Raw genomic sequence first — 25,237 nt, 5'->3', positions numbered from 1 at the left:
GCGCAATCGCCATTCGCGACCAATTTGGTCAGTTCACGCACTTTTTGAGAAGATAGATATCCATGATCCACCGGTGATCGGCGCGCGCAGCGGCACGGGTGTCCAGAATCTGCTGCGCAACCTCAGCCAAGGGCCCCTTGATCAGAATTTCCTCTTTCATGCCCACGTACGCCCCCCACCAGATGTCATAATCTGCCATCTGAAGATGTTGGAACGAGCACTCACCATCCAGCATTACCGCCACGTTTGACGCACCGTCCGGCCACCCTTCGTCGCGAATCCGCCGCCCCGTGGTCACGATGTAGGGGGCACCCAGATCGTTGATCGGAATCACGTGGGCAGCCGTCAACGCCTGCAGCGCTGTAATGCCAGGAATCACCCGCGTCGTCGGTTGAGGGTCCAGCCGCTCTGCAATCCGCAGGGAACTGTCATAAAGCGACGGATCGCCCCAGATCAGTAGAGCTACATGTCGTGCTCCAGGATGGGCGGCGATTGCCTCGCTCCAGCGCAATGCAATCGCGTCGTGCCATTCATCCACCCCGCGCAGATATCCGTCGTCGGACCGGCGCTTGGGGATGTCGAAATAGGCGATCTGCGGCGGCGTGTCGGTCACCTGCGCAATGATCTTTTCGCGCAGCCCGGCCAGATCGGCCTTATTCTCGCCCTTGCGGGGGATCAGGATCAGGTCCGCCGAGCGGATCGCCTGCGCGCCCTGAAAGGTCACGTGGTCAGGGTTCCCGGTGCCGATGCCGATCAAGGTCAGGTCAAACATCGTCAAACTCTGCCAGCGGGCCGTAAAGGATCAGCGCCGGGGCGGTGCCTATCTCGTCCGCCAGTTTATTGGACAGCGCGCCTACAGTACTGCGATGCAGCTTCTGCTCGGGGGTCGAGACGGATTCGGCCATCAGTGCTGGCGTTTCCAGCGGCAGGCCATGTGCGTGCAGCGTTTCGACCAGCAGAGGAAAGGTGCGCTTGCCCATGAAGACGACGGTGGTCGCATCCGGGTCGGCCAGCGCGGGCAGGTTCAGGTCCTCGGGCAGTTTGCCGCTGACATCATGGCCGGTGACAAACTGCACCCGCCGCGCGGTCAACCGGCGGGTCAGCGGGATGCCCGCCGCCGCCGCCGCCGCTACAGCTGAGGGGATGCCGGGGATGATCTCGTATTCGATCCCAGCCGCGCGCAGGGCAACCAGTTCTTCTTCCAGACGTCCAAACATGCCGCCATCGCCGGATTTCAACCGCACGACCCGCTGCCCGGTCAGGGCGTAATCCACCAACAACCGGCTGACATGGTCCTGCTTGGGCGAGGGGCGACCCGCCCGTTTGCCCACGCCCACCAGATCGGCATCCTCGCGCGCATGGGTTAAGATCGGCCCGCTGCTGAGGTCATCAAACAGCACCGCATCCGCCTTTTGCATCCGATCTACGGCCTTGAGCGTCAGCAATTCCGGATCGCCCGGACCTGAGCCGATGAACGAGACAAACCCACTCATACTGAGGCCTCCGCGATCAGGTGAAAGAACGTGCCGGTCACGTTGCCACGCACCGATCCGGTCTGCGGCCCTTCGGCCCCTTCTGCGTCAAACACACGGGCCAAAGGCGCGTCAGGTTGCTCGATGATTGAGGAATAGTGGAACTCATGCCCCCGCAGGCCCGTGCCTACGGCAAAGCCGGGCATCGGGGCCAGCAGTTCGGCGCGACGATAGCCCAGATTGAACTTGCGCTTTTCATAGGACGTCACCAGCCCCAACAACCCGGCCATCTGATGCGAGACACCCTCTTTGTCGATCAGAGCCTGTCCCAGCGCCATATAACCCCCGCATTCTCCATGCACGGGCTTGGTTTGCGCGTGGTTCCGCAACCCTTCCTGAAAGACGGATGCGGCGGCCAGAATGCCTGCGTGCAGCTCAGGATATCCGCCCGGCAACCAAACCAGATCGGCATCCGCCGCAGGGGCTTCATTGGCCAAGGGCGAGAACGGCAACACCTCGGCTCCAGCCGCGCGCCAGCCTTCCAGCAAATGCGGATAGGTGAACGAAAACGCCGCATCGCGGGCCAGCGCGATCCGTTGTGCAGGAGGGCGCGGCAGCGCGGCGGACGATGGCCCATTCGGGCCTGAGGACGCCGCCCGCTTGATCGCCTCAAGATCGACATGTTCGCGCAGAAAAGCGGCATAGCCCACAATTGCGCTTTCCAGATCGGGATGTTCAACCGCCTGGATCAGGCCCAGATGCCGCTCGGGCAGGGTCAGGTCTCCACGACGGGGCAGCACGCCCAGAACCGGCAGGCCCGCGCGTTCCATTCCCAACCGCGTCAACCGCTCGTGCCGGGGGCTGGCGCAGCGGTTTAGAATCACGCCCGCAAAGGGCAGATCGGGGTTATACATCTTGAACCCCAAAGCCGTCGCCGCCGCCGATTGCGCCTGACCGCCCACATCCAGCACCAGCACCACCGGCCAACCCATCCGTAACGCGGTTTCCGCACTGGACCCATGACCCAGTTCACCGGGCTTGGCGACGCCGTCGTACAGCCCCATTGAGCCCTCGGCGACCACGATATCCGCGCCTTCGGCCTGTGCAGAAATGGCGTCCAACAAAGGCTCACCCATGGCCCAGCTGTCCAAATTGAACGAGGCACGCCCCGCAGCCGCCCGGTGAAAGGCCGGGTCGATATAATCTGGTCCGCTTTTAAAAGGCTGAACGGTCAGCCCATCCTCGGCCAGCGCACGTAATAAGCCCAGCATGACCGTGGTCTTGCCAGTGCCCGAGGACGGTGCAGAAATCAGAAGGCCCGGAGGGTTAGTCATCGCGTCATTCATCCTCGGGGCTCCAGCTGGACCACGGGCTGTCGGCGCTTTGCGGGCGATAGCGGCGGTCGTAATCCTTGGAATAGAGGCAGCTTTCGTCGAACCCTTCCCCCGCAAGCGCTGGGCCGACCATGATCAGGGCGGTACGCGCGATGCTTTCGCCCAGCGCGTCTTTCAAGGTCTCCAGCGTTGCACGGATGATGCGTTCATCGGGCCAGCTGGCGCGATAGACAACGGCCACCGGGCAATCGGCCCCATAGGCCGGGGTCAGGTCGGCGATGACCTTGTCTAAATTGCCGATCGACAGGTGAATGGCCAGCGTTGCGCCGGTGCGGGCGAAGTTCTCAAGCGTCTCACCCTCGGGCATCGAAGACGCGCGGCCCGGCGTGCGGGTCAGCACCACCGATTGCGCGAGGCCGGGTAGTGTCAGTTCCGTGCCCAAGGCCGCGGCTGCCGCGGCAAAGGACGGCACGCCGGGCGTGACGCTGACCGGGATACCCATCTCTTTCAACCGGCGGATTTGTTCGCCCATGGCGGACCAGACCGACAGATCGCCCGAATGCAGGCGGGCCACATCCTGACCAGCCTTATGGGCGGCATCGATCTCGGCCATGATCTGATCCAGATCCATCGGCGCGGTGTTGATGATCTTGGCTCCCTCGGGGCAGTGGCCAAGGATTTCCTCGGGCACCAGCGAGCCCGCATAGAGGCACACGGGACAGGACGCGATGATTTCGCGCCCGCGCAGGGTCAGCAGGTCGGCAGCGCCCGGTCCGGCGCCGATGAAATGAACGGTCATTTTTGTCCTCCGATGGCGATGGCGCAGGTGGCCAGCCGGTCGTCTGATATCTGTCGTGGTGAAAGCAGCCGCGCGCCAGATCCAGCGGCGGCAAGGGCGGATGCTTCGGCCACACTGCCGGTGCCGTAACTGGCGCGGCTGCGGGGCGAGCAGGTGAGCGTGCGCTGCCCGGCCAGATCGGCGGGCGCGATGAAATGCAGGGGCAGGGCGGTTACGGCTGCGAACTCTGCAAGCGCAGCATGGCCCTCTTTGTCCGCGACGGTCGCCAAGGCGCTGACGGGGTGGTCAGAGGCGGCAGCCGCAAAGGCCGCGCGCAGACTGTCCACCGTCGCGGTGGAGGAAAAGCCAAGGCCCGCGACGATCATAGCGTGACGCTCCACTGCACCACCGGATAGGCAGATTTCCAACCGCGTCGGGGACCCAAAGACGCAGCCTGAGCCAATTCAATCCGCAAAAGATCGCCGCCGCGTTTCTCATGCCACTGCGCCAGCAGTGCTTCGCTTTCCAGTGTCACTGCGTTGGCGACTAACCGGGTGCCTGCGGGCAGGGTCGCGTGCAGCCAGCCCAGCAGCGCAGAACTAAGGCCGCCGCCTATGAAAACCACATCCGGCAGGGACAACCCGTCCAGCGCATCGGGCGCAGTGCCGTGGATGATGGTCAGCCGATCCTGACCCAGCGCATCGGCATTGCGACGAATCCGCTCGGCCCGGTCCGCGCGGGGTTCAATCGTGGTGGCCGTGAGGGTCGGATCGCACATCAACCACTCGATACTGATCGAGCCGGTGCCGCCTCCGATATCCCACAGATGCTCACCGCGATGCGGGGCCAGCGCCGACAGGGTCAGTGCCCGAATAGGGCGTTTGGTGATCTGGCCGTCGGTCTCGAAAATCTCATCCGGCTTGCCCGAAGACTTAGGCAGCGCGCGCCCATCGCCCGCGACCTCAAGCGCAACACAAACCGGGTGATCGAACCCGCCCAGCAGCGCCTCGGTCAGGGACACACTGCGGGAACGCTCGCGAGGGCCGCCGAGCGCCTCCATCACGTGTAGGCGGGTGTCGGCAAAGCCGGTCTCAGTCAAATAAGCCGCCAGTTCGGCTACCGCCGCCCCGTTGCGCAGCAACAGAATGGCGCGCAGGCCCGGCGACAGATGCGGTCGCAGCCGGGTCAGGGGGGCCGCGTGCAGGCCGAACGTCAGCGTCACCTCCAGCGACCAGCCCAACCGCGCGGCGGCCAAGGAAAAGGTCGACTGACCGGGCAGGGCGGTCCATTCCCCAGCCTCGAAATTACGCGCGATGACCGATCCGGCACCAAACCAGAACGGATCGCCCGAGGCCAGCACCACAGTGGGTTGCCCCCGGAACCCCGTCAGCACGGGCAGCCCGTCGGCAAAAGGCACCGGCCATTCGACCCGCCGGGCCTGGCTGTCGGGGATCAGCGACAGGTGGCGCGGCGGGCCCATGATGATTTCAGCGCGGTCCAGCACTTGACGGCTTGCGGGTGACAGGCCATCAAGCCCATCCTCACCCAGGCCCAGAACGGTCAGCCACGGAGCTTCATGCATGACACACCTCCTGATCCTTGGCGGCACGACAGAGGCCAACGCCCTGGCTAAAACCGTGGCCGAACGGGGCATCCAAGCGACCTATTCCTATGCGGGCCGCGTTGATAACCCGCGCCCGCAGCCGTTGCCGATGCGCGTGGGCGGGTTCGGAGGCGTGGACGGCCTGACCACCTACCTGCGCGATCACGCGATCACCCACGTGATCGACGCCACGCACCCCTTTGCCGCCCAGATGAGCGCCAACGCGGTGGCCGCCTGCCATAAGGCCGACGTGCCTCTGGCCGCGCTGACCCGCCCGGCATGGGTGGAACAGGATGGGGACGAATGGCAGCATGTTCCGGATATCGACGGCGCGGTGGCCGCCCTGTCCGCCGCGCCACAGCGGGTGTTTCTGGCCGTGGGCCGGATGCATCTTGAGGAGTTCGCCGCCCAGCCTCAGCATCGTTACTTGTTGCGGCTGGTCGATGAACCGGGTGCTCTGCCGTTGCCGAACTGCGACGTGGTTGTCTCGCGCGGGCCATTCACTCTGGCCGACGATCAGGCGCTGATGCAGCGCCATGGGATCCAGTTGGTCGTGTCCAAGAACGCGGGCGGCGTTGGCGCGCGGGCCAAGCTGGACGCGGCGCGGGCGCTGGGCCTGCCGGTGCTGATGATCGACCGTCCGGCCCTGCCGCAGCGGGTCGAGATGTCGAGCGTTGCTCAGGTTCTGGACTGGCTGGTTCATACCTGATCCTTGGCCGGTGTGAACCTCGGCGTGTAGACGATGGGCGCGCCGTCGCGCTCGATCACGCGGGTGCGGGACGAGCCGACGATGACCACCGTCTGCATATCCGCCATCTCGGGCGTGGCCTCGGCCAGTGTCGAAATCCGAATGGCCTCATCGGCGCGCGACACGGCGCGGGCGAACAGGATCAGCCGTTCGGGCTCGCATTCCTCGCGCAGGATTTCCAACGTTTTAACAAAGCCTTCCGGGCGGGACTTTGAGCGCGGATTGTAAAACGCCATTGAGAAATCCGCTTGTGCCGCCAGCCGCAGACGCTTTTCGATCAAGGACCACGGCTTGAGGTTGTCACTCAGGTTGATGGCGCAGAAATCATGCCCCATCGGTGCGCCGGCACGGGCCGAGGCCGCCAGCATCGCCGTGATCCCCGGCAGCACATCAATCTGGATATTGCGCCACTCGGGCGGGCCATCCTCCAACGCCTCAAACACCGCGGCCGCCATCGCAAACACACCGGGGTCGCCCGAGGACACCACGACCACGCGCTTGCCCTCGGCCGCCATTTGCAACGCGTGCTGCGAGCGGTCGATCTCGACCCGGTTGTCACTGGCGTGCAGCGTCAAGCCTTCGCGTTCGGCCACGCGGGCCACATAGGGGATATAGCCGACCACGTCCGTGGCCTCGGCCAAAGCGGCAGTCACCTCGGGCGTCACCAGCGCATCATCCCCTGGTCCAAGACCGGCGATCTTGACCCAGCCGCTCATGGCCTGCGCCCCTGACCGTGCACGATGATGATCGAGAAATAGGGGGTGACCTTGTCGCATGCCTCAGACAGTTTTGTCACGGTCTGGTTCGGCATCTGGGCAAATTCCACGATCCACGCGCGATCATAAAGGCCCGCCGTTTTCAGCGCGCGCTTCACCTTGTCGATATTGCGCCCGATCTTCATCACGACCAGCGCGTCGGTCTGCGCCATGCGCTGCGCCAGATCGTCTTCGGACAGAGTACCCACCAGTACGGTCAGCACGTCATCACCCCAAGTGATCGGGTCGCCGGTGGCCGTCCACGCCCCGGACATGCCGGTGATGGCGGGCACGACCTCAACATCAGATTTGTCGCGCAAGCGGTTGTAAAGATGCATGAAAGAGCCGTAGAAAAACGGATCCCCTTCACACAGGACCACCACGTCTTCGCCCTGTTCGGACAGCGCCTTCAGATGCGCCGCGCAGTCTTCATAAAACGCCGAGAGCAGCTCGTTATAGCGCGGATCGCTCACGGGAATTTCGGTCGTGACCGGGTATTCCATCGGGAATTCCACGGCACCTTCGGGGATCATGCCGTTGACGATCTTACGCGCCTGTCCGCTGCGGCCGGGTTTACGGAAAAACGCCACATGGCGCGCGTTGCGCAGCAGGCGGTCAGCCCGGACGCTCATCAGGTCGGGATCACCTGGGCCAAGGCCCACGCCATAGATGGTGCCGCTCATTCCGCACGGCTCGCGATGGCGTTGACGGCGGCGACGGTGATGGCGCTGCCGCCAAGACGGCCCTTGACGATGCAGGATGGCACCGGCTGTGCCTCCCACAGGGCGTCCTTGGATTCGATCGCGCCGACAAAGCCCACGGGGCAGCCGATGATGGCCGCAGGGCGCGGGCAATCGGGGTCTTCCAGCATGTTCAACAGGTGGAACAGAGCGGTGGGTGCGTTGCCGATGGCGACAACAGCACCGTCCAGATGCGGGCGCCACAGTTCTAGCGCAGCAGCCGAGCGCGTGTTGCTCATCTCGGCGGCCAGCGGGCGTACGCGTTCGTCATGTAGGGTGCAGATCACCTCATTGTCGGCAGGCAGACGGAACCGGGTCACGCCCTCGCTGACCATGCGTGCATCGCAAAGGATCGGTGCGCCAGCTTCCATTGCAGTGCGGGCGGCGGCCACAAAACCGGGCGAGAAATGAACGAACTCTTCCAGCCCGACCATGCCGGCGGCGTGGATCATGCGGACGGCGACCTGTTCTTCGTCGGCATCAAAACGGGCCAGATCAGCCTCGGACCGGATGGTGGCAAAGCTTTCTTTGTAGATCGCCGCGCCATCGGTTTCATAAGTATAGGGCATCAGGTGAAGTCCATATTCATCAGTGTTTCTTCGGTCAGGCCGGTCTGGCAGGGCTCATCCCCCGCGCGGCCCTGTTTGACAAGATCAAATCGTCCGGCATTGCCTATCAGCGTCACATCGGCCAGGCTCATGCGCGCGCATCCTTTGGCGCAGCCCGAGACATGCAGGCTGCCATTGATACGCGCGGCAAGCAGGCGCGCGATGTCGCGGGTTTCCACCTGCGCCTGCGGGCAATATGGCGCGCCGGGGCAGGCGTCGGTCGTCATAAGCGGGTTGGTGCCATCTGTGACAAAGGCTGGGGCGGGTATCGCCGCCCCGACTTCCAACAGGATCAAGCGCCATGGGGTGACACGCAGCGCCTCGGCCCCGCTTTGCGCGATCAGGTCTTTCAGGGCGCGCGCAGGCAATTGTCCGAAGGCCGCACCATAGAGCGTCCCCTGATCGCAAGCACCGGGTTGCAGCGGCGCGCCAACTGGTCCCGGAGCCACGCCCTGCCACTCCGGCGGCAAGTCCGCGACCACGCGGGCCATGCGCCTGCTCTCAGGCGTGTAGTTTTGGGAGAACCATGCGGCCAAGGCGATCAGCAGGTCGATGGCTTCCGATTCCTGGACCAAACGTCCGGTGTTTGCCCCATTGGCACGCAAGATCAAACCCTCAGGGCTTATTTCCAGCCGGATGTCGGCTGAATCCCCCGCCAGCAGGCGCTCAGGTCCAGTATCGATGGCAAAGCCGAACTTGGCGGGCAGGGCGGGCAGTTCGGCCAGCCGGTCAATAAGCTCTTGCGCCAGCCGAGCGGTCAGGTCTCCGGCTTGGTACAGAGGTGAGACCAGAATGTTGCGGCGCACCTCGATCCCCAGCTCGGCGTCCAGCAGGTCCAGCGCGGCCAGTTCGGCCAGCAGGGATTGATGATCCGCCTCGGCCACACCCCGCAGCTGCAGGTTGGCGCGGTTGGTCAGGTCGATGGTGCCATTGCCGAAGTGTTCCGCCAGATCGCACAGACCCATGATCTGCTCAGCTGTCAGACGGGCCAGCCGCGGCCGAACCCGGACCACCAGCCCATCGCCCGACATCATCGGACGGTGCGCGCCGGGGCACCAGCCCTGGACGATGGGAGCGCTCATCCCAGCCCCTCCAGATCGGCGCGAATCGAGTTGCGGCGTGTGTTCCAAAGCCCCGCCTCAAGCAAAGCGCGGAACCGGTCCTGCATGGCCTGATGCGCTTTAGGGTTGGCCTCGGCCAGAAAGGCGTCGACCTCAGCGTCGCCCAGCGTGGCATCGTGGTAAAGGTCGAAAAGGTGCGGCGCGACTGTGCCAGATAGATGCGCGAATGAGGCCATGTGATCCAGCGTCGCGGCGATCTCGGCCGCGCCCCGGAACCCGTGGCGCTGCATCCCGGCGATCCAACCCGGATTGGCGGCGCGGGCGTGGACCACGCGGCTGATTTCTTCGGGCAGGGTCCGCGCGCGTGGGGTGGCGGGGTTGGTGTTGTCCAGATGATAGAGCTGCGCCGAGCCGCCTGTGATTTTTTTGGCGGCGGCAAATCCGGCTTCATGCGTGGCGTAATCATTGGCCAGTAGCAGGTCGGTCTCGGTCAAATCCTGCAGGTGGACGAAACTGTCGGCGTTGGCGACGCGCTGGGTGATGCCGTCCTTGTCCTGCGCGACATGCTCGCCTTCCAAGGCATAAGAGCTGGCGTCCAGCCATGCCGCACCCGCCTGCACGCGCGCCTCGTCGGTGTAAATTTCGGACAATTGTGTCATGTTCACGCCATAGCTGCCGGGGGCTGGGCCATAGACGCGGGCGGCGGGTTCCTGACCGGCATAGGGGTTCCAGTCGGCCGCCTCATCGCGCGCCGACAAGGCCCGGATCGCCTGACCGTATAGCGCCGATAGCGTCGGAAAAACGTCGCGGAACAGGCCCGAGACCCGCAGCGTCACATCCAGACGCGGGCGGCTGAGGTCGGTGATGGGCAGAACCTCGATGCCTGAGACCCGCTCTGACCCCTTGTCCCAGACGGGTTTGACGCCCAGCAGGTGCAGCGCCATGGCGAATTCCTCACCCGCCGTGCGCATAGTGGCCGAGCCCCAGAGGTCAACGATCAGCCCTTTGGGATAGTCGCCTTCCTCTTGCAGGTGACGCCGCACCAGTTCTTCGGCCAGTTTCACGCCTTGGCTATAAGCCGCGCGCGTGGGCAAGGATCGCGGGTCGGTGGTATAGAGGTTCCGTCCGGTAGGCAGTACGTCCGAGCGGCCACGATAGGGCGAACCGGATGGCCCGGCCTCGATCCGCTTTCCGGCTAGTGCGTCGATTAGGGCGTTGCGTTCAGACTGGGCGGAAGGCGCGGGGTCGAAATTGCCGGTCACTTCTGGCACCCGGCCAAATATGTGCAGCCCGTCGCCGAACTGGCTTTCCTTGATGTCACAGACAAAGCGGTCGATGCGGGTGATCGCCTCGGCGGTGCAGGTGGCCTGATCCAGACCCAGATCGCTTTCCAGCCCGATGGCCTGAGCCTCATTCCGGATATCCTCTTGCAAACGGTCGCGGCGCTTGGGGTCCAGACCATCGGCGTTCGAGAATTCGTCCAGCAGAGACTCCAGCCGTACCATCCGATCCGGTGTACCGCTTTCTTTCAAAGCGGGCGGGATGTGGCCCAGCGTGACCGCGCCGATCCGGCGCTTGGCTTGCGCCGCCTCGCCGGGGTCATTGACGATGAAGGGGTAGATCACTGGCAGGTCGCGGATCAGCGCCTCGGGCCAGCAACCGGCTGAGAGCGCCACGGATTTGCCGGGCAGCCATTCCAACGTGCCATGGGCTCCGATGTGGATCAGCGCATCGGCATTCAAGCTTTTACGCAGCCAAAGGTAAAAGGCGACATAGCTGTGGCGCGGGGTGCGCGACAGGTCATGATAGTCGTCATCGCGTAACTCGGGCGTGCCGCGTTCAGGTTGCAAGGCGACCAGAGCCTTGCCCCGACGCAGGGCGGTGAAGTGAAAGGCACCATCGGTGTAAGCGGGGTCATCCTCGGGAGCGCCCCAAACCGTATGCAAGTCGGTGCGCAGCTGTTCGGGCAGGTCCGCAAGCGCGGCCTGATACTCGGCCAGCGGCCATGCGATCCGGGCGTTCAGCAGCGTATCAGCGATTGGTTTGGCAGGGGCGGTATCATAGCCCCCGGCTTGCAGGTCGGACAGCATCGCCTCAGCCGAGGCCAGCGCGTCGAGGCCCACCGCATGGGCCATCTGCCAGTCTTTGCCGGGATAGGTGGACAGAACCAGCGCGGGCACCTGATCGGATTTGGGTTTGCCTTGCAAGTTCAGCCAGCCGGTCACACGGTCAAGGATGGCCTCGATCCGTTCCTCCTCGGCCCGGTGGGCAAAGCGGGAATATTCCAGATGCGGGTCGCGTTTGCCCGGCTCCTTGAACGAGGCGATGCCCGCTGAAATCCGCCCGTCCACCTCGGGCAGCACCACATGCATGGCGAGGTCGGCGGGGGAGAGGCCGCGTTCCGCCTCGGCCCAGGCCTTGCGGCGCGAAGTGGCCAGTGCGACCTGGAAGACGGGCACATTTGCAGCGTCCAAAGGCGAGGTACCCGACGCGCTTTTGCCCGAGAAGGACGTGGCGTTGATGATCGCGGACGGGGCCAGCGATACGATGGTGTCGCGCAGCCAGTCGGCGGCGGATGGCACTTTCAGGGAAGGGGCGAACAGGCCCACGGCCTGAAAGCCGCGCGCGCGCAGGCTACGGATCAGGGCGGCCACGGGGGCTGTGTCGGCCGAGGTCAGGTAAGCGCGGTAGAAACTGACCACGACGCGTTTTGAGTCACCGGAAAACGCCTGTTCCGCCGGAATCACTCCGCGATCGGGGCACCATGCGCCGCAGTCGGGCAGGGATTTAGCCCCCATCACCGGACCCGCATAGAGCCCCGCTGCCAGTGCCATCTGTGCCAAAGCGGCTTGTGCTGCAACCTCGCCGCCGGTGTCACACAGGTGCGCTAAGCGGCGCAGGGTGGAGACGGGCAGGGTGGAATACTCATCCAGTCGCGTATCCTCGCGCCCGTCGGCGGGCAGCACGGCCACAGCAATCCCTTTAGTCTGCGCAAGCGATAGAACCTGCTGCAGTCCGTAGGACCAATAGGGCACTCCGCCGATCAGACGGATCAGGATGCCTTTAGCGCCCTCCAACGTCTGTTCCACATAGGTGTCAACGGACAGAGGGTGTTTCAGCGCCGTCAGATTGGCCAGTCGCAGGGTCGGCATCCGACCGTCAGGCCCGCCACCGCGATGCCAGCCTGCCGCGAAAGCACCAAGGTCGCTGTCCGAGAACGACAGCACCACCAAATCCGCCGGGCTCTGGCCCAGATCGGTTGGGGTTTCGGATTCCTCTAACCCGTGGCTTTCGCGGAAGACGACGTGCATGGTTTACTCGGCAGCCTCGGTGACGCCCGCGAGGATGTCGCGGATTTCAGCCTCTTTGATATCGTCATGCTCGGCGATCACCACCAGACGCGAGCGGCGCTCTTCGCCGGGCTCCCACGGACGGTCATACTGGTGACGCACACGCGCGCCGACGGCTTGAACCAGCAGGCGCATTGGCTTGCCCTGAACAGCGGCATAGCCTTTGACGCGCAGGATGTTCAGCTCGGTCGCCAGGCGTTCGATCTTTGCAACCAGATCCAGCGGGTCGGTTTGATCCGGCAATTCGACGATGATGCTTTCGAAATCATCATGCTCGTGATCGTGATGACCGTCATGATGCGAAGGCCGCGCATCCATGTCATCCTCGGCGGCGGCCTCAAGACCCAACACGACGCGCACGTCCACCACACCTTCGGCCACTTCGACCACGGGCAGAGGACGCGGGGCCTCGGCGGCGATGATCTCTTTGGCTTTGGCGACACCTTCGGGGCCGGCCAGATCAGGCTTGGTCAGAAGGATGATATCGGCGCAGGAGATCTGATCTTCGAACACTTCGGACAGAGGGGTTTCATGGTCGATGGAATCGTCGGCCATGCGCTGGGCATCCACTGCCTCGACATTCGGCGCGAACCGACCAGCGGCCACCGCCTCGGCATCGGCCAGCGCGATCACGCCATCCACGGTAATTTTCGAGCGGATATCGGGCCAGTCGAACGCTTTCAGAAGCGGTTTCGGCAGCGCAAGGCCCGAGGTTTCGATCAGGATATGCTCGGGGCGCGGCTCCAGCGCCATCAGCGCCTCGATCGTGGGGATGAAATCATCGGCCACGGTGCAGCAAATGCAGCCATTGGCCAGTTCCATGATGTTTTCCGCCGGGCAATCGGGAATGGCGCAGGACTTCAGGATATCGCCATCCACGCCGACATCGCCGAATTCATTAACCACAACGGCCAGACGCTTGCCCTGCGGGTTCTGCATCAGGTGCCGCACCAGCGTGGTTTTACCCGAGCCCAGAAAGCCGGTGATCACAGTAACGGGGAGTTTTTCGAGGGTGGACATGTCAGGCTCCAATCGGGGGAATGCGCGAGGCGCAGTTTTTGCGGAAATGTTCGGGGCGCTCGCGCCATTTGACCAAGCCGTCTTCGGTGGCCAGATACTTGGTCGCGCCGTCGACGATCACGTCGACATGATCGACCTCGTTCAGGTTCTCATAAACAAAGGTCCAGCGCTCGGGTCCGCCGCGCAGAACGATGGAACAGCCCTGATCGCAATTCGACAGGCATTCGACGGCTCTCAGCGTTACGCCTTCGGGCAGATCGGCCTGTTCCAGCGCCTTGTGCAACAACGTGCCGGGGCGGTCTGCGTCATCTTCAACAGGTAGGCCGCGGCGGCAGGTGGTGCAAACCAGCAGCTCGACCGGAGCGGTCTCGGTCATGTCTCTCATCCCCCCAAATCCTCATCGTGGGGGACGGGGTTTCAAGCGGGTCGCATTTGACCCGACACCGGAACACCCCGTCCGGTTTCAATCGCGGGTGCTGGCAGGTCTCCCGGCTTGCGGATGTCAGGGCAATTGCCCTGTCGGATGTCCCGCCTTCCCGGCCTGTTTGGCCAGTGGCTTGGGCACCCTCTCCGGTCACGGTCGCGGGGGCGGCTGCGTTTGGCGGATGATCCGTTGACGCATTCCCTTTTCATCCTCGTGCAGAGGACACCAACGGATCGGACATGCGGCACCGGGCAGGGGCTTGTCAAGCGAGTCGCAAGCATCTGTGAAGCAACGGTGGAAAAGCGACCTGTAAGCGTCGCTGGGCGGCATGACGAAGCCCGCAACCCCGTGCTGCCATGACCGAAACGGCGCAAACAGGGAGACGTGTCGCATGAGAGTGGGCTTTATCGGACTGGGCAATGTGGGCGGCAAACTGTCCGGGTCTTTGCTGCGCAACGGGATCGACCTGACGGTGCACGATCTGAACCCTGATCTGGTCGCGGGCTTCGTGGCGCAGGGGGCCAAGGCCGCCGAAAGCCCGGCCCAGCTGATGCGCGATTGCGACGCGGTGATCACCTGTCTGCCATCGCCTGCTGCCTCGGACGCCGTGATGCAGGAGATGCTGCCCGAGGTCGGCCCCGGCAAGATCTGGATGGAGATGTCCACCACCGACGAGGCCGAGGTCAAGCGGCTGGGTGCGCAGGTCATCGAACGCGGAGGGGCGGCAGTAGACTGCCCCGTCTCGGGCGGGTGCCATAGGGCGGCGACGGGCAATATCTCGATCTTCGCGGGCTGCGACCGCGCGACGTTCGAACGTATCCTACCCTTTCTGACCACGATGGGCCGCCGCGTGCTGCACACGGGCGAGTTGGGCTCGGCCTCGGTGCTTAAGGTGCTGACTAACTACCTGGCGACGGCAAACCTGATTACCTGCGCCGAAGCGCTCGTGACCGCCAAGGCCGCCGGGATGGACCTGAACACGACTTATGAGGCGATCAAGATTTCATCAGGTACTTCCTTTGTGCATGAGACCGAAAGCCAGGTGATCCTGAACGGATCACGCGACATTTCCTTTACGATGGACCTTGTGAAAAAGGATATCGGGCTGTTTCAGGACGTCGCTGACCGCGCCGGTGTACCGCTGGAGATCAACCCGGTCATGATCCAGATTTTCGAGGACGGAATTGCCCGCTATGGCGAGCGTGAATTGTCTCCCAACATCATCCGACGTCTGGAGGATGCAACCGGTCTAGACATCACAGCCTCCGGTTTTCCGCCCGAGATGGAGGACGACGAACCGGAAGAGCCCGGATACGAGGTCATCCCTCAGGGGCGTGGGGCCGAATGACGCAAGCCGCGCGTCAGTGGAATAGTCTGTTTTGTAGAGAGAGTGGAGGCGAGTACCGGAATCGGAGGAAGAAATAATTAAGCATTAAAATCAAATAATTAGTTCGTATATATCCTCCGGTATAGCCGTCAATTATCCTCCGCTTGTGTGGTTTGGAGTTGTGTGGAGTTGAAGTCGTTGCGAAGTGAGCCTTATGAAGTACCACCGCCGCGAACTTTTAACGACAAAATATCCTTGTCAGTGATGTGCGTCATCGAAGTGTCGTCGCCGGATGCTTTGGCGGCGGCAAACATCAGCTGGTTAAAGCGCGAATAATGTCTAGACAGTACATCAAACACGTCTTGGTGCCCGTTGCCAACGACGTCGATAGGACGGAAATACCTGTACAAGCCTGCGTCTTTGGATGCTGCGCTAACCCATCCAAAGCGTTCGTTGAACCGAGATCCATAGGGTCGTCGATGAACCAACCTGTTTCTCAATTCGGTAACCTCTTTCATCCACCCAGCGATCGTGAATTTCCCAGGTTTTTCAGGATTGGACGCGATGTCACCTGCCGTGATCAGCAAATTCAGAAGCGGATCATTGGGTAGGCTATCGCTTCTTAGTCCATTCACAAGTTTCGCCATCGAGTCAGCCTTTTCATGGTTAAAGCCAATTCGGTGGGAAATTATCGTGGCAAGATAATCTCGCGCTGAACCGAGGTGCAGAAAGAAAGAATGAATATGCGCAAAAAGCGTTTGGGACAAAGTGTTGTCAGACCTTTCGCCGTTCACTCGCCCAGATGAAATGTGATTGACAAGTTGCTCGTGGTAATACTCGGCTATCTGCTCCACGCTGGTGTCCATACTGCGCAAGCTCATGCTGATATAACGAGATAGCGCTTCGACTGGCGCTCGTTCGTCTAGCGATTTGACAATTTGTTCCTTTGTCGGCTGCGGCTCTGCCTCAAAAAGCAAATTGGTTCGCTTACCCATCATGTTGCTTGCAATGTTGCTCCACAAGTCAGATGGGCTTGGAGAGTGATTGGACCTTTCGGGCAGAATTGGTACCCATGATGAGTTATAGGTACCGTCCATCCAGTCCATGCTATGGAGAGCAACGGGTTGAAGTTTGCTGGTATTGGCGAGATTTTGCACTTCAACGAGCGGCAGCGGCCCTACGGCGCTTGGTTTTCCTTGGATTACGATTGGTTCAATTCGCCACTGGTCATCGGACAGTTTTCCTGCGCGGAAACCACCTGTGAAATGTATATAAAAACTGGATCCGTCAGAAGGGCGAAGTAGTTCGGTCACCTGCGTCATCTATTGGCCTCGGGCGATTGTCGCGACTTGTTGGGCAATGCAGTTAGGTTTTGAGTGCTGCTAGGATCGAGGGAAGGTATTTTCGCACCTGCTCTATGTCGCTTGCTTTTTCGTTAGGCGACAAATCGGCATACGGTGTGTTTAACTGGCGCTCCCACTTTTTTGCAAGGTTTGCAGGGATCACGAGGGAGCCGTCTTCACGATGTTCACATTCGTTGTGAAGATGTCTTTGCCAGTGCGCCCATCTTTGATGCTCAATGTCTGCGAGCAGTTCAATGATGCTTTCTAGGCGTTTCTCGATTTCGCCTTGGTTAATCATCAGATCATACCATTTTCAACTAATCGGCGGTAGTGTTCGCCCAATGCGGTTAGTGTACAGGACTTGCTTTCCATAGCAGCATTCCACATGTGGCGAGTACCCACAGGCACGACAAGGTTCACACGGTTGTAGTTTTGCAGAATGCCGAATATCTCGGTGTTGTCGTGATCAGGTTCCGGAATACTGGCGTCTTCATTGCCGCTTCGGTGTGGCTCGTAACTAGGATCAAGCTGAAACTCGTGACCTGCCACTGGGAAGAACTCGACAAGTTTCAACAACTCATTCAGTGCGATAGGTGGCTGGACCTTCCTTAAAGACACAAATTGCCTGACGTTGGTTTTAAACACCGGGCGTTGCGCCCATGCGCCTAAAGATTGATCAATGTGGGCGTAAATGCTTCCAGGCGTCACATCACCTACTAGGTTAGCGGCAGACCCGCTCAAAGCATCTACGAAAAGCGTCGTGAATATACCGGATCCATTCTCCTCACTTGCGTACTGGTCTGCCGTGGACGCAGCCAAAACTGTGATTCCTTCTCCTATTTCTGAAACCGGTGCCAGCGGGTTTGAGGATGCAACACCGCTGTGGCAACTATCTAGTACTATGATTTTGTTTTCCGAAGGCGATTGGTTGGCCAAGGTCATTACTTCGCCCAAGGACAATCCGTCATCGCCACTTTCACACTCAGACGTACACAGATAACCGCCTGTTGATTCAATGTAGCCATGACCAGCGAAGAACAACAAAGCGACTTCATGCTTGTCTTGGAACAACTCCTTTACGGCCGCCTTGAGTTCGCTTCGGGAAACCTCTTGGTTGGGACCCGTTGAGGCAAGGATCTTAGTATGAAAATTGACTGACCCGTTCGCGTCCCGATCCAGCATGGCCTTGACGCTATGTGCGTCATTCACGCAGCCAAAAAGACCATTTATCTTTGTATAGTAGTCAATGCCTACTATCAGTGCCTTTCTCATTGATAAGCCTCATATCTTATTAATGAATGCAGTGATATTGTCCCACGTCCAAACCCGCGTATTCAGTCCTTCGATGTTGGTGCGGTCTCCCTTCCTAGACCAAATACCCAATACAGGTTTTCTCTCTTCTCGAGCGCACAGGATTTCCCACTTTTGGCCGCTTGAAGTAAGTGATGCTTCACTAACCAGGGCGATAACACCGTCTGAGCGCTTTATTCGGGCGCGAACACGCTTCTTCCACTCTGTGTCGTAGGCTTGCTTGACCGACATATCGATGTATTCAAAGGGTGAGCTGGTGTTCAGCGATTGCCCTTTCAAGTAGTCTCTTGCCCACTCATCCTCCATCGGGAAAGCTACGAAAACAATTTTCTTTTCGGCCACTATATTCTCCATCTAAACGATACTTAAAGTGAAGCAATTTCAATCTCATCGCTTCCTACAGTGCAAATTTTTTTATGTTCCAACACAACCATGAGTGCAAGAACTAAAGTCTAATATTGAGACAAAAATCTGTGCGGCAAAAGATGGAGGGACCCTTTTCTGTACCCCCCGTCGCCCCCCGTTCAATTTCTCAAAAAGAGCCATTTCGCACTCATTGAAAATTGCATGTAACATGCTGTTTCAGTCACAACCTTCCTTGATGATTGCAACAAAGCCGCTTATCTGCTTGAATTGAGTCATCAGAAGAAGGCCAATCAATGAAGCAGTACGTCACCTATCGACGAGTATCCACGACCGAACAGGGGCGCTCTGGGCTTGGCCTGGAAGCCCAGACACGGGACATAGACTTGTTCCTGGCTAACTACTCAGACGAACCCTTCGAGGTCATAGGAGAGTTCACAGACGTCCTGAGTGGGGCAGACAATGAGCGCCTTCAGTTGACCAAGGCGATCACCCTAGCGAAGCAGGCAGGGGCTGAGTTGCTGGTCGCTAAGTTGGACCGTCTGTCGCGCAAGGTATCCTTCATTGCAACGCTGATGGACGACAAGAAGCTGTCGCTGCGTGTCGCTTCGATGCCTCATGCAGACAAGTTCCAACTTCATGTCTACGCGGCATTGGCGGAACAGGAACGCGAGTTCATATCCAAGCGCACCAAGGCTGCGTTGCAGGCCGCTAAGGCCCGAGGTCAGAAGCTCGGTGGTATGCGTGATGCCACAATGAGGCGGAACGAAGCTGTGAGGGCCAACGCTGTTGCAAGGGCTGAGAAGGTGCGGGGCCTAGTGCTACCCCTGAGAGACGCTGGGAGGTCGCTACGAGAGATCGCTGCGGAGCTTGATAAGGCAGGCGTGGCGACTGCGCGGGGCGGTGCTTGGAGTGCCGCTCAGGTGAAACGGATCATCGAGAGGTTGGCGTTGAACACTTAGTTCTCCTCTCGCTTTGCGCTTGTTCTTCTTCCACTGCAGCATTCTGGATTAGGAAACCAAGGGTAGGAAGCTGCAGGTCTATGGGTTTCTCCCTTCCCCCTGAATTAACCCAAAACGTCTCGGCTGGTGTCCATCCGGCCGAGGCTCGGAAATCCCTAAATCAGTGTTTTGTAGCCCACCCTACCTGACCCTTGATTTTGGCCCTCTATTTCCCAATAAAATCAAAGGCTCATAGGGACCAAACTAGCTGATCTGCGCGAGGTGGTTCGGAGTGTGAACCTATCGTTGTGAACCAAGAAGCGCGGCAGTTACTGCCCCTTCTGAACGAACCCAAGACCCTTCGGCTGGTGTTGTGCTGGCCGGGACGTGATCATCGAAAGCCCAATGGAACCAAGGGTTCAGTATTTCACCCCCTCCATGAGATATAGATACCGAAAGTTATACCATTGGGTATCACTTGGTGTGCCACAACGGTCACTCGACTGTCGAAGCAATTCCCCAACACCCCAGAGAAGAAGTAACCCTGAGGTTTACCTCAAGAGGGTTCAGGGGATGCCTTACCCAATTACAGCTCCCTCATGAGAAAAGATAAAAACCCAAAGAACTAACTGCAGTGTTCAATCACAGGCATCACGACGGGCATCAACTTGGATTTGACGACCGAAGCTATTCTCCCTCCCCCTAGAGAAGAGAGAAGAACTTGAAGCTATACACTCAGTGTAACACCCCAAGTGCCACGTAGCGTCCGACCCCCTTTTCCTCCTCTGCGATGATGATCGATGATGGTCATTCACCGGTCGATGACACGCTGTGTACATCTCTTTGTAAATCAATGGGTTGGAATTACTGCCCCCTTATGAATAACAGATACCAAGAGATTTACCTCTAGTTACACGATCAGGTTCCTCTCAAGGCTTCACAGTTGTCTGTCAGTGTACGTCCGGTGAATGTCTATCACCGGCAACCATCAATCCTAATCCCTATACCGCATCGATCTCGGTCCTTGGTCGATGCTGGTTCAGGTCTCACACGCATCCCTGTCTTGCCTGACGGGTCGATGTAGTGAGACCTATTACCGTTTCACTCCGTTCGTGTTGTCTTTGTGAGCTTGACACATGGACGGGCCGATGGGGGTCTCTGTTCCTTGGTGACTGTATCGCAGAGACCCCCGAATATTCCCAACCTACAACTTAGCGAGGCCGCAATGACCATCTGTGCCTCAGCCACATGCTACAACCCGCTGCCAGCCTACGAGTTTAGACAGCGTCTCCCTCAGCGATGGGGTCTTTGTTCCCGCTGCCAATCGGTCGTTAAGAACCGTGGCGTTCCCCTCGGTGGCTACATCGCCGGTGGTGCGATCAACACAGTTGCTCGGTCGGTCTTGAAGCACATCCAACCGACACCGTCAGAGATCGCTGAGGCTGTTAAGTATGCTCGTGGTACGCGTCATCGTGTCGGTGATTGGGATGATCGTCCAACGTACAGAATGGCCGCGCTGAGACACGGTAGAGCAAGAGAACGATTGCAACATCTGCTGGTCGGCAGACGCTATGAGCCGAATGCATCGGTTATCGTCAGATCATTCGTCCACCACACCTTCGCTCAGGAGTTCATTGGAACCGGTCACCGCTACAACGTCTATCTCGCCGGTGGCACGTTCATGGGTCGCCAAGGTCTATGTGTCCCGCCCGGTCGTAAGGATGAGGTGCTGACCGGTGATGTTCGATACTCCAAGTATCGCCTCAGCTACGCGGACACCGCCATTATCGGAACACACGCCCTGAGAGCAGCCGAGAGACTCGGTCTGCGTCGATCTGATGGAGACCTGGGAGCCTTCATTGTGACCTCCTACGGTCGCCTCCTCGCCTCTGGTGATGCACATCCACCGGTCTCTGTTACCATTCGGTCGATGCGCACAGATTTCCTCGGTGACAGCTTGTTCGATCACGTCCTGCCGAGGTCCTCAGCGATACCCTTTCGATACCACAAGGCAATCCGTCGTTCCTCTGGTCTAATCTCCGGTGAATGGCCTGAGGGCATCGACCCCGTCTCTGATCTGACACCCCGACCGTCACCCCCACCCAAACCCAACGCGGTACTCAAAGCACCCTCGATGCCAGACCCAAGCTGGCTGTTTGCAAAGACATAAGGACCGTCGCGATGCAAAGATCGAAACCCAAGAAGCCACCTCGGCAGATGTACCTCAAGACCTGCAACGCCTGCGGTGAAGAACATGAAACTCACAAGCCAAAAGCATCGAGGTGCGACCGGTGCATCTCTGAGAACCGCAGGATCAACTACAAGTCTTGCATCTCGTGCGGTGTGAAGTTCCCGGCTCCGTTCGGCGATGAATACAACTGTCCTTCCTGTGCCGAAGCTCATGGGATTGGGCAGGCCGAACTCACCCATGAACAACGCGAGGCTATCAAGGCTGAAGAGACGCTCGCTCGATGGAAGAACAAGGTCGCGATCCTCGAGGCAAAACTCGATGAACGTAGCAACGCAAAACCGAAAAGGGCACGAAAGATGGCCGCCAAGGTCAAGAAAAGCGCCGTCGGCGTAGCATGGCTCGAGCTTGTAAGTCGCGATGGGCAGGTCTCATCTTTATCCCAACTCCACGAGCGCGAGATCGACGGGGAAACCAAGCTGCGTCTGGCTATGGCGTTCACCCGCCTACGGCTAAAAGGCTACGCGCTGGACGCACTGGCTCAACTATGCCCCGTCCACCTGATGTCTCTCGATGAGGACAACGCGATCACTAGCCTGCCCCTAATCGAAAACCCAAACCCACCCACACCCCAAGAACTGGCCGAGATCGAACTCGGTCTCCGCTAACCAACCCCACCCAAAGGACATAAGAAAACATGGTTGAAAGAGTAACCCTCGGTGGCGGCGATGCCACCGCACAAACAATGCCATCCTCCAAATCATATGCTTCAAGCGCAGACTACGTAAGCGGCGGCGTCACCGTCCGCGACACCAACAACATGCAGCGCGATGTTCACTCTCAGGGCGATCTCAAAGACAGCGACGTGATCAACGTACAGGGCATGTCGATGAAGGTCGCCCAGGCTAAAGAACTTGGATTGCTAAATGCCGTCTTTGATGAAGGGCTGTCGATTGGCGCGGCTCAAAGAGCAGCGCAGGAACATAGTTCGGTGTCAGAAGAGATATCCGAAGAACCCAAAGGTAGCGGCACGGGTCATGCGGAGTTCGACAATGTGATCGACGGGCTGAACAGTTCGCTCGACGATGACATCATATCGATGGAAGAGGCTCAAACGTATGAAACAGCGTTCGGTCAGATTGCTATGTCCGGTATGTCTTTAGATGAGGTTAGCGAAACCATGCGCGGTCTGGCTGACGGGTCGGTGTCCGAGATCGACGTACCCAGTGACACCCGTGCGATGTTCGCAGATGTCCAAAGCACAATCACCGAGGCTGCAACGCAGAGCGCAATACAGGAACTTGGACAAGATGGTTTCGACTTCCTGAAACAGGCATCAGAAACACATCCCGGTGTTGACCGTTGCGTACGCCAGTTTGCCGTGGATCGGGCAGCGGGTCGCGCAGACGGCATAACTTGGACCGAGTTTGCGCAGCATATCCGAGAGCAGCTTGGTCACTGACTTTGGTCACCGATGAATAACGACTTAGCCGACGCGGTTTGGGACACAGACGTCGCTCTGGTCCTGAACCATATCCACCCCCGCAACTGCGCCGACCCGGAGTACTTCTATGCAACCGTCGATCTGATTGAAGACGGTCGTTCACCAACAGGGGCGGGGCAGTTGACGCAAAGTGAACTCCAAGCATGGGCAGGACGTGTGAAGAAAGGAACCAAGGCCGATGCTCAGGATCAAAAGAGCCGACACCTACCTGCGGACATCGATGTTCGCTACGTTGCCCCGCGACAAGACCACGGGTTGTATGGCCCGTTACACCCATCATCCAGCCGATCCTCGAATTGATGCGGCAACCATTGATGTCGAACACGCCAAGACCGGCCGCTTCGGCATCGGCTGGCACTACTTGGTGCTGGTCGATGGCACGATCGAACTCTGTAGACACCCCCTGACGTGCGGTGCCGTCGGTCGCGACAATTTCACCCGAAGCCATATCCAGATCGGCGTAGTGGGGGGCCGAGACCGGGAGACCGGCAAGTTCTCTGAGACTCTCACGACTGCCCAGCGTGACGCACTCGAGGCTCTCTATCAGAAACTCGCGGATACACTCGGTGTCACCCTCGAGATCGACGAGTGCCTCGAGAAGTACACCCACAAACAACACGAACAAGATGAAGCTGCAGAGGCTGAACTCGAAGATCGCCTCGACCGAACCGAGGCACTGACAGTCGGCACTCTCTGACACCAACCAATAACGACCCTCGACCCCCGAAGCCACCTCCCGTGATCCATTGATTTCATTGACTTTTCCAATGCCAAAATCGACCCTCCGCAGGGGTCGGTAGGGAAGTGTTGTTTTAGGGGGTTTGAGGCTTCCACAAAGGACCCCTCCAAATGGCCAACGCTATCACATTGGGCGACGCAAAACGTCACTACCAAAAACACACCTCGCTGCACGGAAGAACTCGCCAGCACAAAGCAGACCTCGACGCTATCGCCAAGGCAGCCGCCCCGATGACCAAGGCTGAGACCCTTGTCGGCAAACGCCGTGATGAGGTGATCGACCGGAAGATCGAAGAGATGCTCGCGCGTCTCCAAGGTCGCCGCACCCGGCATCGCTACGATCAATCCGCAGTGATCGCCCTCGAGCATCTGACTGACCATCCCCTCGACCCCAATACGCAACTACCGATCTGGCGTGACATGTTGCTCCGGTCGAAAGGGACGACCTTGTCCAAGGTTGAGTTCTATCGGGATGCTCGGTCGATCTTTGTGCAGCACTCAATGTTCAACTTGGCGGCTCAGAGAAGCCGTTCAGATCAAGGGACCCCGAAACCATGACATCCAAAACCAACCCCACACCGGGACCACTAACCGACGACACTGAGGTCTGGAAGCGTACCCTGTCTATTCTCGCGGGTATCAAGCAGGTTGCCAGTGAGGTACGCGCAGAGGCTCGCCAGATCGAAGCGGTTTATCCTGATCAGTGGATTAAACCCGGACATTGGGAACGGGCCGATTTAGTAAGCGCCCTTAACAACGCCCACACGGTCATGAGCGCCGAAGTTCGCGATATTGCGCGTAGCCGTAACTTAGCCATGCCTGAGAGTTTGAGGTGACGATGTACAAATTCAAAACCTCAAATCACAGGTTTCAAGCGGCTCAGGGTTAACCCCTTGGCCGCTCCTACTTACGCCACATCAGCTACGGCTTTGGACGTACTGTCAGTTGTTCATTTTCCGAGCGGCCTGCTTCGCGTCGTACTGCTTCCACAGCCCCATGTGTCCGTTTTGCCGCGCGTTTGCCAGCCATAGCTTCTTTCGAGCGTCGGGCATTTCCATAGACCGGTACTGTCCACCGGAGAATTTTGGCCAGTCTATCGCTAAACCAAGTTTGACCATTTCAGCGGATAGATCACGACCATCCTCAAGGTAGCACTTTGCAACAGTCCGTCCGTGTGTGTCTTGCTCGGTCACTTCGGCCCTAATTTTTTGACCCTTGCAAAGCGAAACGAGCGCCCATTTCGCCTTCTTTCCATAGGGATGGTTCATCTCGGGAGCATCGACGCCAAACAGACGAACCTGTGTTTTCTTAATGACCAGTGTATCGCCATCTACAACGTAGGCTGAACCCGATAGTATCGTAACGTCGGGTTTCGGGACCGTATGGTCTGGATCAAAACGCTCTGGCTGCGATGTGCGCTGCCGTTGCTTCGTAGTCAATCTAGGTTTCTCATGCCTACCTGACTGACTCGGCGGAGTAGTTGTATCGACTGGCCTGTTACTGCGAATTGCCAAATACACAGCAACAGCCAAAACCAAACCCAAAACTATCAAGATTTCCATGAGCTAGGTCTCCAAGAGTTAGGTCAATCAAATTTTTCGCACTGGATCAGGATCGAACCAAGCACAC

Annotated in this window: 27 protein-coding genes and 1 riboswitch; of the genes, 9 read left to right on the top strand and 18 right to left on the bottom strand. The window is 59.5% G+C overall.

The features are described from left to right. Positions 1–28: 28 nt before the first annotated feature. Genes cobF through cbiE form a run of 6 tightly spaced genes read right to left on the bottom strand, consistent with a single transcriptional unit; the run spans position 29 to position 5,166 of the window. Positions 29–772 carry a precorrin-6A synthase (deacetylating) gene (gene cobF, locus ACR0L1_RS06130; protein WP_480857665.1) on the bottom strand — a complete coding sequence of 248 codons (744 nt, stop codon included), beginning with the start codon at positions 770–772 and terminating at the stop codon, positions 29–31. Then, positions 765–1,493, bottom strand: a complete 729-nt coding sequence (cobA, locus tag ACR0L1_RS06125; RefSeq protein WP_480502663.1) for a uroporphyrinogen-III C-methyltransferase — start codon at positions 1,491–1,493, stop codon at positions 765–767. The genes cobF and cobA overlap by 8 nt, the downstream gene beginning before the upstream one ends. After that, positions 1,490–2,818: a cobyrinic acid a,c-diamide synthase CobB gene (locus ACR0L1_RS06120; RefSeq protein WP_480502662.1), complete on the bottom strand. Its 1,329-nt coding sequence runs from the start codon at positions 2,816–2,818 to the stop codon at positions 1,490–1,492. Before ACR0L1_RS06120 ends, cobA begins: the two co-directional genes overlap by 4 nt. Beyond that, positions 2,811–3,605, bottom strand: coding sequence for a precorrin-4 C(11)-methyltransferase (cobM, locus tag ACR0L1_RS06115; protein WP_480857664.1), 795 nt, complete (start codon positions 3,603–3,605; stop codon positions 2,811–2,813). The genes ACR0L1_RS06120 and cobM overlap by 8 nt, the downstream gene beginning before the upstream one ends. Next, the gene (locus tag ACR0L1_RS06110) at positions 3,602–3,970 is read right to left on the bottom strand and encodes a cobalamin biosynthesis protein (protein WP_170770228.1); all 369 of its coding nucleotides are present in this window, start codon (positions 3,968–3,970) and stop codon (positions 3,602–3,604) included. Before ACR0L1_RS06110 ends, cobM begins: the two co-directional genes overlap by 4 nt. Then, positions 3,967–5,166 carry a precorrin-6y C5,15-methyltransferase (decarboxylating) subunit CbiE gene (cbiE, locus tag ACR0L1_RS06105; protein ID WP_480857663.1) on the bottom strand — a complete coding sequence of 400 codons (1,200 nt, stop codon included), beginning with the start codon at positions 5,164–5,166 and terminating at the stop codon, positions 3,967–3,969. Before cbiE ends, ACR0L1_RS06110 begins: the two co-directional genes overlap by 4 nt. Between cbiE and ACR0L1_RS06100 the strand changes: the two genes are divergently transcribed. Then, positions 5,165–5,896 carry a cobalt-precorrin-6A reductase gene (locus ACR0L1_RS06100; RefSeq protein ID WP_480857662.1) on the top strand — a complete coding sequence of 244 codons (732 nt, stop codon included), beginning with the start codon at positions 5,165–5,167 and terminating at the stop codon, positions 5,894–5,896. The two genes, cbiE and ACR0L1_RS06100, sit on opposite strands and share 2 nt — an antisense overlap. Here the strand turns inward: ACR0L1_RS06100 and cobJ are convergent. From cobJ to ACR0L1_RS06065, 7 genes are read right to left on the bottom strand one after another with little or no spacing between them, the layout of a single operon-like run. Continuing rightward, the gene (gene cobJ, locus ACR0L1_RS06095) at positions 5,887–6,651 is read right to left on the bottom strand and encodes a precorrin-3B C(17)-methyltransferase (protein ID WP_170782722.1); all 765 of its coding nucleotides are present in this window, start codon (positions 6,649–6,651) and stop codon (positions 5,887–5,889) included. The genes ACR0L1_RS06100 and cobJ overlap by 10 nt on opposite strands. Next, entirely contained in the window at positions 6,648–7,373 is a 726-nt protein-coding gene (locus ACR0L1_RS06090) for a precorrin-2 C(20)-methyltransferase (protein WP_480857661.1), read from the bottom strand. Before ACR0L1_RS06090 ends, cobJ begins: the two co-directional genes overlap by 4 nt. Continuing rightward, positions 7,370–7,999 carry a precorrin-8X methylmutase gene (locus tag ACR0L1_RS06085; RefSeq protein WP_480857660.1) on the bottom strand — a complete coding sequence of 210 codons (630 nt, stop codon included), beginning with the start codon at positions 7,997–7,999 and terminating at the stop codon, positions 7,370–7,372. Before ACR0L1_RS06085 ends, ACR0L1_RS06090 begins: the two co-directional genes overlap by 4 nt. Next, positions 7,999–9,120, bottom strand: coding sequence for a cobalamin biosynthesis protein CobG (locus ACR0L1_RS06080; RefSeq protein WP_480857659.1), 1,122 nt, complete (start codon positions 9,118–9,120; stop codon positions 7,999–8,001). The genes ACR0L1_RS06085 and ACR0L1_RS06080 overlap by 1 nt, the downstream gene beginning before the upstream one ends. Beyond that, positions 9,117–12,410, bottom strand: coding sequence for a cobaltochelatase subunit CobN (gene cobN / locus ACR0L1_RS06075; protein WP_480857658.1), 3,294 nt, complete (start codon positions 12,408–12,410; stop codon positions 9,117–9,119). The genes ACR0L1_RS06080 and cobN overlap by 4 nt, the downstream gene beginning before the upstream one ends. 3 nt (positions 12,411–12,413) lie before the next feature. Next, the gene (cobW, locus tag ACR0L1_RS06070; RefSeq protein ID WP_480857657.1) at positions 12,414–13,469 is read right to left on the bottom strand and encodes a cobalamin biosynthesis protein CobW; all 1,056 of its coding nucleotides are present in this window, start codon (positions 13,467–13,469) and stop codon (positions 12,414–12,416) included. Position 13,470: 1 nt separating this feature from the next. Then, positions 13,471–13,845, bottom strand: coding sequence for a DUF1636 family protein (locus tag ACR0L1_RS06065; RefSeq protein WP_170788921.1), 375 nt, complete (start codon positions 13,843–13,845; stop codon positions 13,471–13,473). Between the two features lie 85 nt (positions 13,846–13,930). Then, positions 13,931–14,138, bottom strand: a riboswitch (cobalamin riboswitch). A gap of 146 nt (positions 14,139–14,284) precedes the next feature. Here ACR0L1_RS06065 and ACR0L1_RS06060 point away from each other — a divergent pair. Then, complete coding sequence (locus ACR0L1_RS06060; RefSeq protein ID WP_170788920.1) at positions 14,285–15,241, top strand: NAD(P)-dependent oxidoreductase; 957 nt, start codon at positions 14,285–14,287, stop codon at positions 15,239–15,241. A 191-nt stretch (positions 15,242–15,432) separates the two neighbouring features. Here ACR0L1_RS06060 and ACR0L1_RS06055 read toward each other — a convergent pair whose 3' ends face one another. Genes ACR0L1_RS06055 through ACR0L1_RS06040 form a run of 4 tightly spaced genes read right to left on the bottom strand, consistent with a single transcriptional unit; the run spans position 15,433 to position 18,216 of the window. Beyond that, positions 15,433–16,542 (bottom strand): hypothetical protein, encoded by a 1,110-nt coding sequence (locus ACR0L1_RS06055; protein ID WP_480529788.1) that lies wholly within the window; start codon positions 16,540–16,542, stop codon positions 15,433–15,435. 43 nt (positions 16,543–16,585) lie between these two features. Beyond that, a complete protein-coding gene (locus tag ACR0L1_RS06050) occupies positions 16,586–16,861 on the bottom strand; it encodes a hypothetical protein (protein WP_480529786.1) in 276 nt (91 codons plus the stop codon). Further along, entirely contained in the window at positions 16,861–17,835 is a 975-nt protein-coding gene (locus tag ACR0L1_RS06045; RefSeq protein ID WP_480529784.1) for a caspase family protein, read from the bottom strand. The genes ACR0L1_RS06050 and ACR0L1_RS06045 overlap by 1 nt, the downstream gene beginning before the upstream one ends. 9 nt (positions 17,836–17,844) lie before the next feature. Then, a complete protein-coding gene (locus ACR0L1_RS06040; RefSeq protein WP_480857656.1) occupies positions 17,845–18,216 on the bottom strand; it encodes a TIR domain-containing protein in 372 nt (123 codons plus the stop codon). Positions 18,217–18,533: 317 nt separating this feature from the next. On the opposite strand from ACR0L1_RS06040, the gene ACR0L1_RS06035 reads away from it, so the two are divergent. From ACR0L1_RS06035 to ACR0L1_RS06005, 7 genes are all read left to right on the top strand, one after another. Then, positions 18,534–19,199 (top strand): recombinase family protein, encoded by a 666-nt coding sequence (locus tag ACR0L1_RS06035; protein WP_480857655.1) that lies wholly within the window; start codon positions 18,534–18,536, stop codon positions 19,197–19,199. A gap of 1,522 nt (positions 19,200–20,721) precedes the next feature. Continuing rightward, complete coding sequence (locus tag ACR0L1_RS06030) at positions 20,722–21,348, top strand: hypothetical protein (RefSeq protein WP_480857654.1); 627 nt, start codon at positions 20,722–20,724, stop codon at positions 21,346–21,348. A 47-nt stretch (positions 21,349–21,395) separates the two neighbouring features. After that, positions 21,396–22,034, top strand: coding sequence for a hypothetical protein (locus ACR0L1_RS06025; RefSeq protein ID WP_480857652.1), 639 nt, complete (start codon positions 21,396–21,398; stop codon positions 22,032–22,034). A 29-nt stretch (positions 22,035–22,063) separates the two neighbouring features. Then, complete coding sequence (locus ACR0L1_RS06020; RefSeq protein WP_480857650.1) at positions 22,064–22,828, top strand: hypothetical protein; 765 nt, start codon at positions 22,064–22,066, stop codon at positions 22,826–22,828. 220 nt (positions 22,829–23,048) lie between these two features. Then, positions 23,049–23,567, top strand: a complete 519-nt coding sequence (locus tag ACR0L1_RS06015) for a peptidoglycan recognition protein family protein (protein ID WP_480857648.1) — start codon at positions 23,049–23,051, stop codon at positions 23,565–23,567. Positions 23,568–23,719: 152 nt separating this feature from the next. Continuing rightward, entirely contained in the window at positions 23,720–24,166 is a 447-nt protein-coding gene (locus ACR0L1_RS06010; RefSeq protein ID WP_480857646.1) for a hypothetical protein, read from the top strand. Further along, positions 24,163–24,444, top strand: a complete 282-nt coding sequence (locus ACR0L1_RS06005) for a hypothetical protein (RefSeq protein ID WP_480857644.1) — start codon at positions 24,163–24,165, stop codon at positions 24,442–24,444. The genes ACR0L1_RS06010 and ACR0L1_RS06005 overlap by 4 nt, the downstream gene beginning before the upstream one ends. A gap of 105 nt (positions 24,445–24,549) precedes the next feature. On the opposite strand, the gene ACR0L1_RS06000 is transcribed toward ACR0L1_RS06005, so the two are convergent. Continuing rightward, a complete protein-coding gene (locus ACR0L1_RS06000) occupies positions 24,550–25,170 on the bottom strand; it encodes a thermonuclease family protein (protein ID WP_480857642.1) in 621 nt (206 codons plus the stop codon). Positions 25,171–25,237 lie beyond the last annotated feature (67 nt).

It is taken from the genome of Ruegeria sp. J8, from assembly GCF_056531925.1.
Note: the sequence above shows the minus strand (reverse complement) of the source record. Positions and strands in the feature narration are given on the sequence as shown.

Coding starts and splice junctions, on each gene's coding strand:
- cobF (WP_480857665.1), bottom strand. CDS start 772: ATGTTTGACCTGACCTTGATCGGCATCGGCACCGGGAACCCTGACCAC.
- cobA (WP_480502663.1), bottom strand. CDS start 1,493: ATGAGTGGGTTTGTCTCGTTCATCGGCTCAGGTCCGGGCGATCCGGAA.
- ACR0L1_RS06120 (WP_480502662.1), bottom strand. CDS start 2,818: ATGAATGACGCGATGACTAACCCTCCGGGCCTTCTGATTTCTGCACCG.
- cobM (WP_480857664.1), bottom strand. CDS start 3,605: ATGACCGTTCATTTCATCGGCGCCGGACCGGGCGCTGCCGACCTGCTG.
- ACR0L1_RS06110 (WP_170770228.1), bottom strand. CDS start 3,970: ATGATCGTCGCGGGCCTTGGCTTTTCCTCCACCGCGACGGTGGACAGT.
- ACR0L1_RS06100 (WP_480857662.1), top strand. CDS start 5,165: ATGACACACCTCCTGATCCTTGGCGGCACGACAGAGGCCAACGCCCTG.
- cbiE (WP_480857663.1), bottom strand. CDS start 5,166: ATGCATGAAGCTCCGTGGCTGACCGTTCTGGGCCTGGGTGAGGATGGG.
- cobJ (WP_170782722.1), bottom strand. CDS start 6,651: ATGAGCGGCTGGGTCAAGATCGCCGGTCTTGGACCAGGGGATGATGCG.
- ACR0L1_RS06090 (WP_480857661.1), bottom strand. CDS start 7,373: ATGAGCGGCACCATCTATGGCGTGGGCCTTGGCCCAGGTGATCCCGAC.
- ACR0L1_RS06085 (WP_480857660.1), bottom strand. CDS start 7,999: ATGCCCTATACTTATGAAACCGATGGCGCGGCGATCTACAAAGAAAGC.
- ACR0L1_RS06080 (WP_480857659.1), bottom strand. CDS start 9,120: ATGAGCGCTCCCATCGTCCAGGGCTGGTGCCCCGGCGCGCACCGTCCG.
- cobN (WP_480857658.1), bottom strand. CDS start 12,410: ATGCACGTCGTCTTCCGCGAAAGCCACGGGTTAGAGGAATCCGAAACC.
- cobW (WP_480857657.1), bottom strand. CDS start 13,469: ATGTCCACCCTCGAAAAACTCCCCGTTACTGTGATCACCGGCTTTCTG.
- ACR0L1_RS06065 (WP_170788921.1), bottom strand. CDS start 13,845: ATGACCGAGACCGCTCCGGTCGAGCTGCTGGTTTGCACCACCTGCCGC.
- ACR0L1_RS06060 (WP_170788920.1), top strand. CDS start 14,285: ATGAGAGTGGGCTTTATCGGACTGGGCAATGTGGGCGGCAAACTGTCC.
- ACR0L1_RS06055 (WP_480529788.1), bottom strand. CDS start 16,542: ATGACGCAGGTGACCGAACTACTTCGCCCTTCTGACGGATCCAGTTTT.
- ACR0L1_RS06050 (WP_480529786.1), bottom strand. CDS start 16,861: ATGATTAACCAAGGCGAAATCGAGAAACGCCTAGAAAGCATCATTGAA.
- ACR0L1_RS06045 (WP_480529784.1), bottom strand. CDS start 17,835: ATGAGAAAGGCACTGATAGTAGGCATTGACTACTATACAAAGATAAAT.
- ACR0L1_RS06035 (WP_480857655.1), top strand. CDS start 18,534: ATGAAGCAGTACGTCACCTATCGACGAGTATCCACGACCGAACAGGGG.
- ACR0L1_RS06025 (WP_480857652.1), top strand. CDS start 21,396: ATGTACCTCAAGACCTGCAACGCCTGCGGTGAAGAACATGAAACTCAC.
- ACR0L1_RS06020 (WP_480857650.1), top strand. CDS start 22,064: ATGGTTGAAAGAGTAACCCTCGGTGGCGGCGATGCCACCGCACAAACA.
- ACR0L1_RS06015 (WP_480857648.1), top strand. CDS start 23,049: ATGCTCAGGATCAAAAGAGCCGACACCTACCTGCGGACATCGATGTTC.
- ACR0L1_RS06010 (WP_480857646.1), top strand. CDS start 23,720: ATGGCCAACGCTATCACATTGGGCGACGCAAAACGTCACTACCAAAAA.
- ACR0L1_RS06005 (WP_480857644.1), top strand. CDS start 24,163: ATGACATCCAAAACCAACCCCACACCGGGACCACTAACCGACGACACT.
- ACR0L1_RS06000 (WP_480857642.1), bottom strand. CDS start 25,170: ATGGAAATCTTGATAGTTTTGGGTTTGGTTTTGGCTGTTGCTGTGTAT.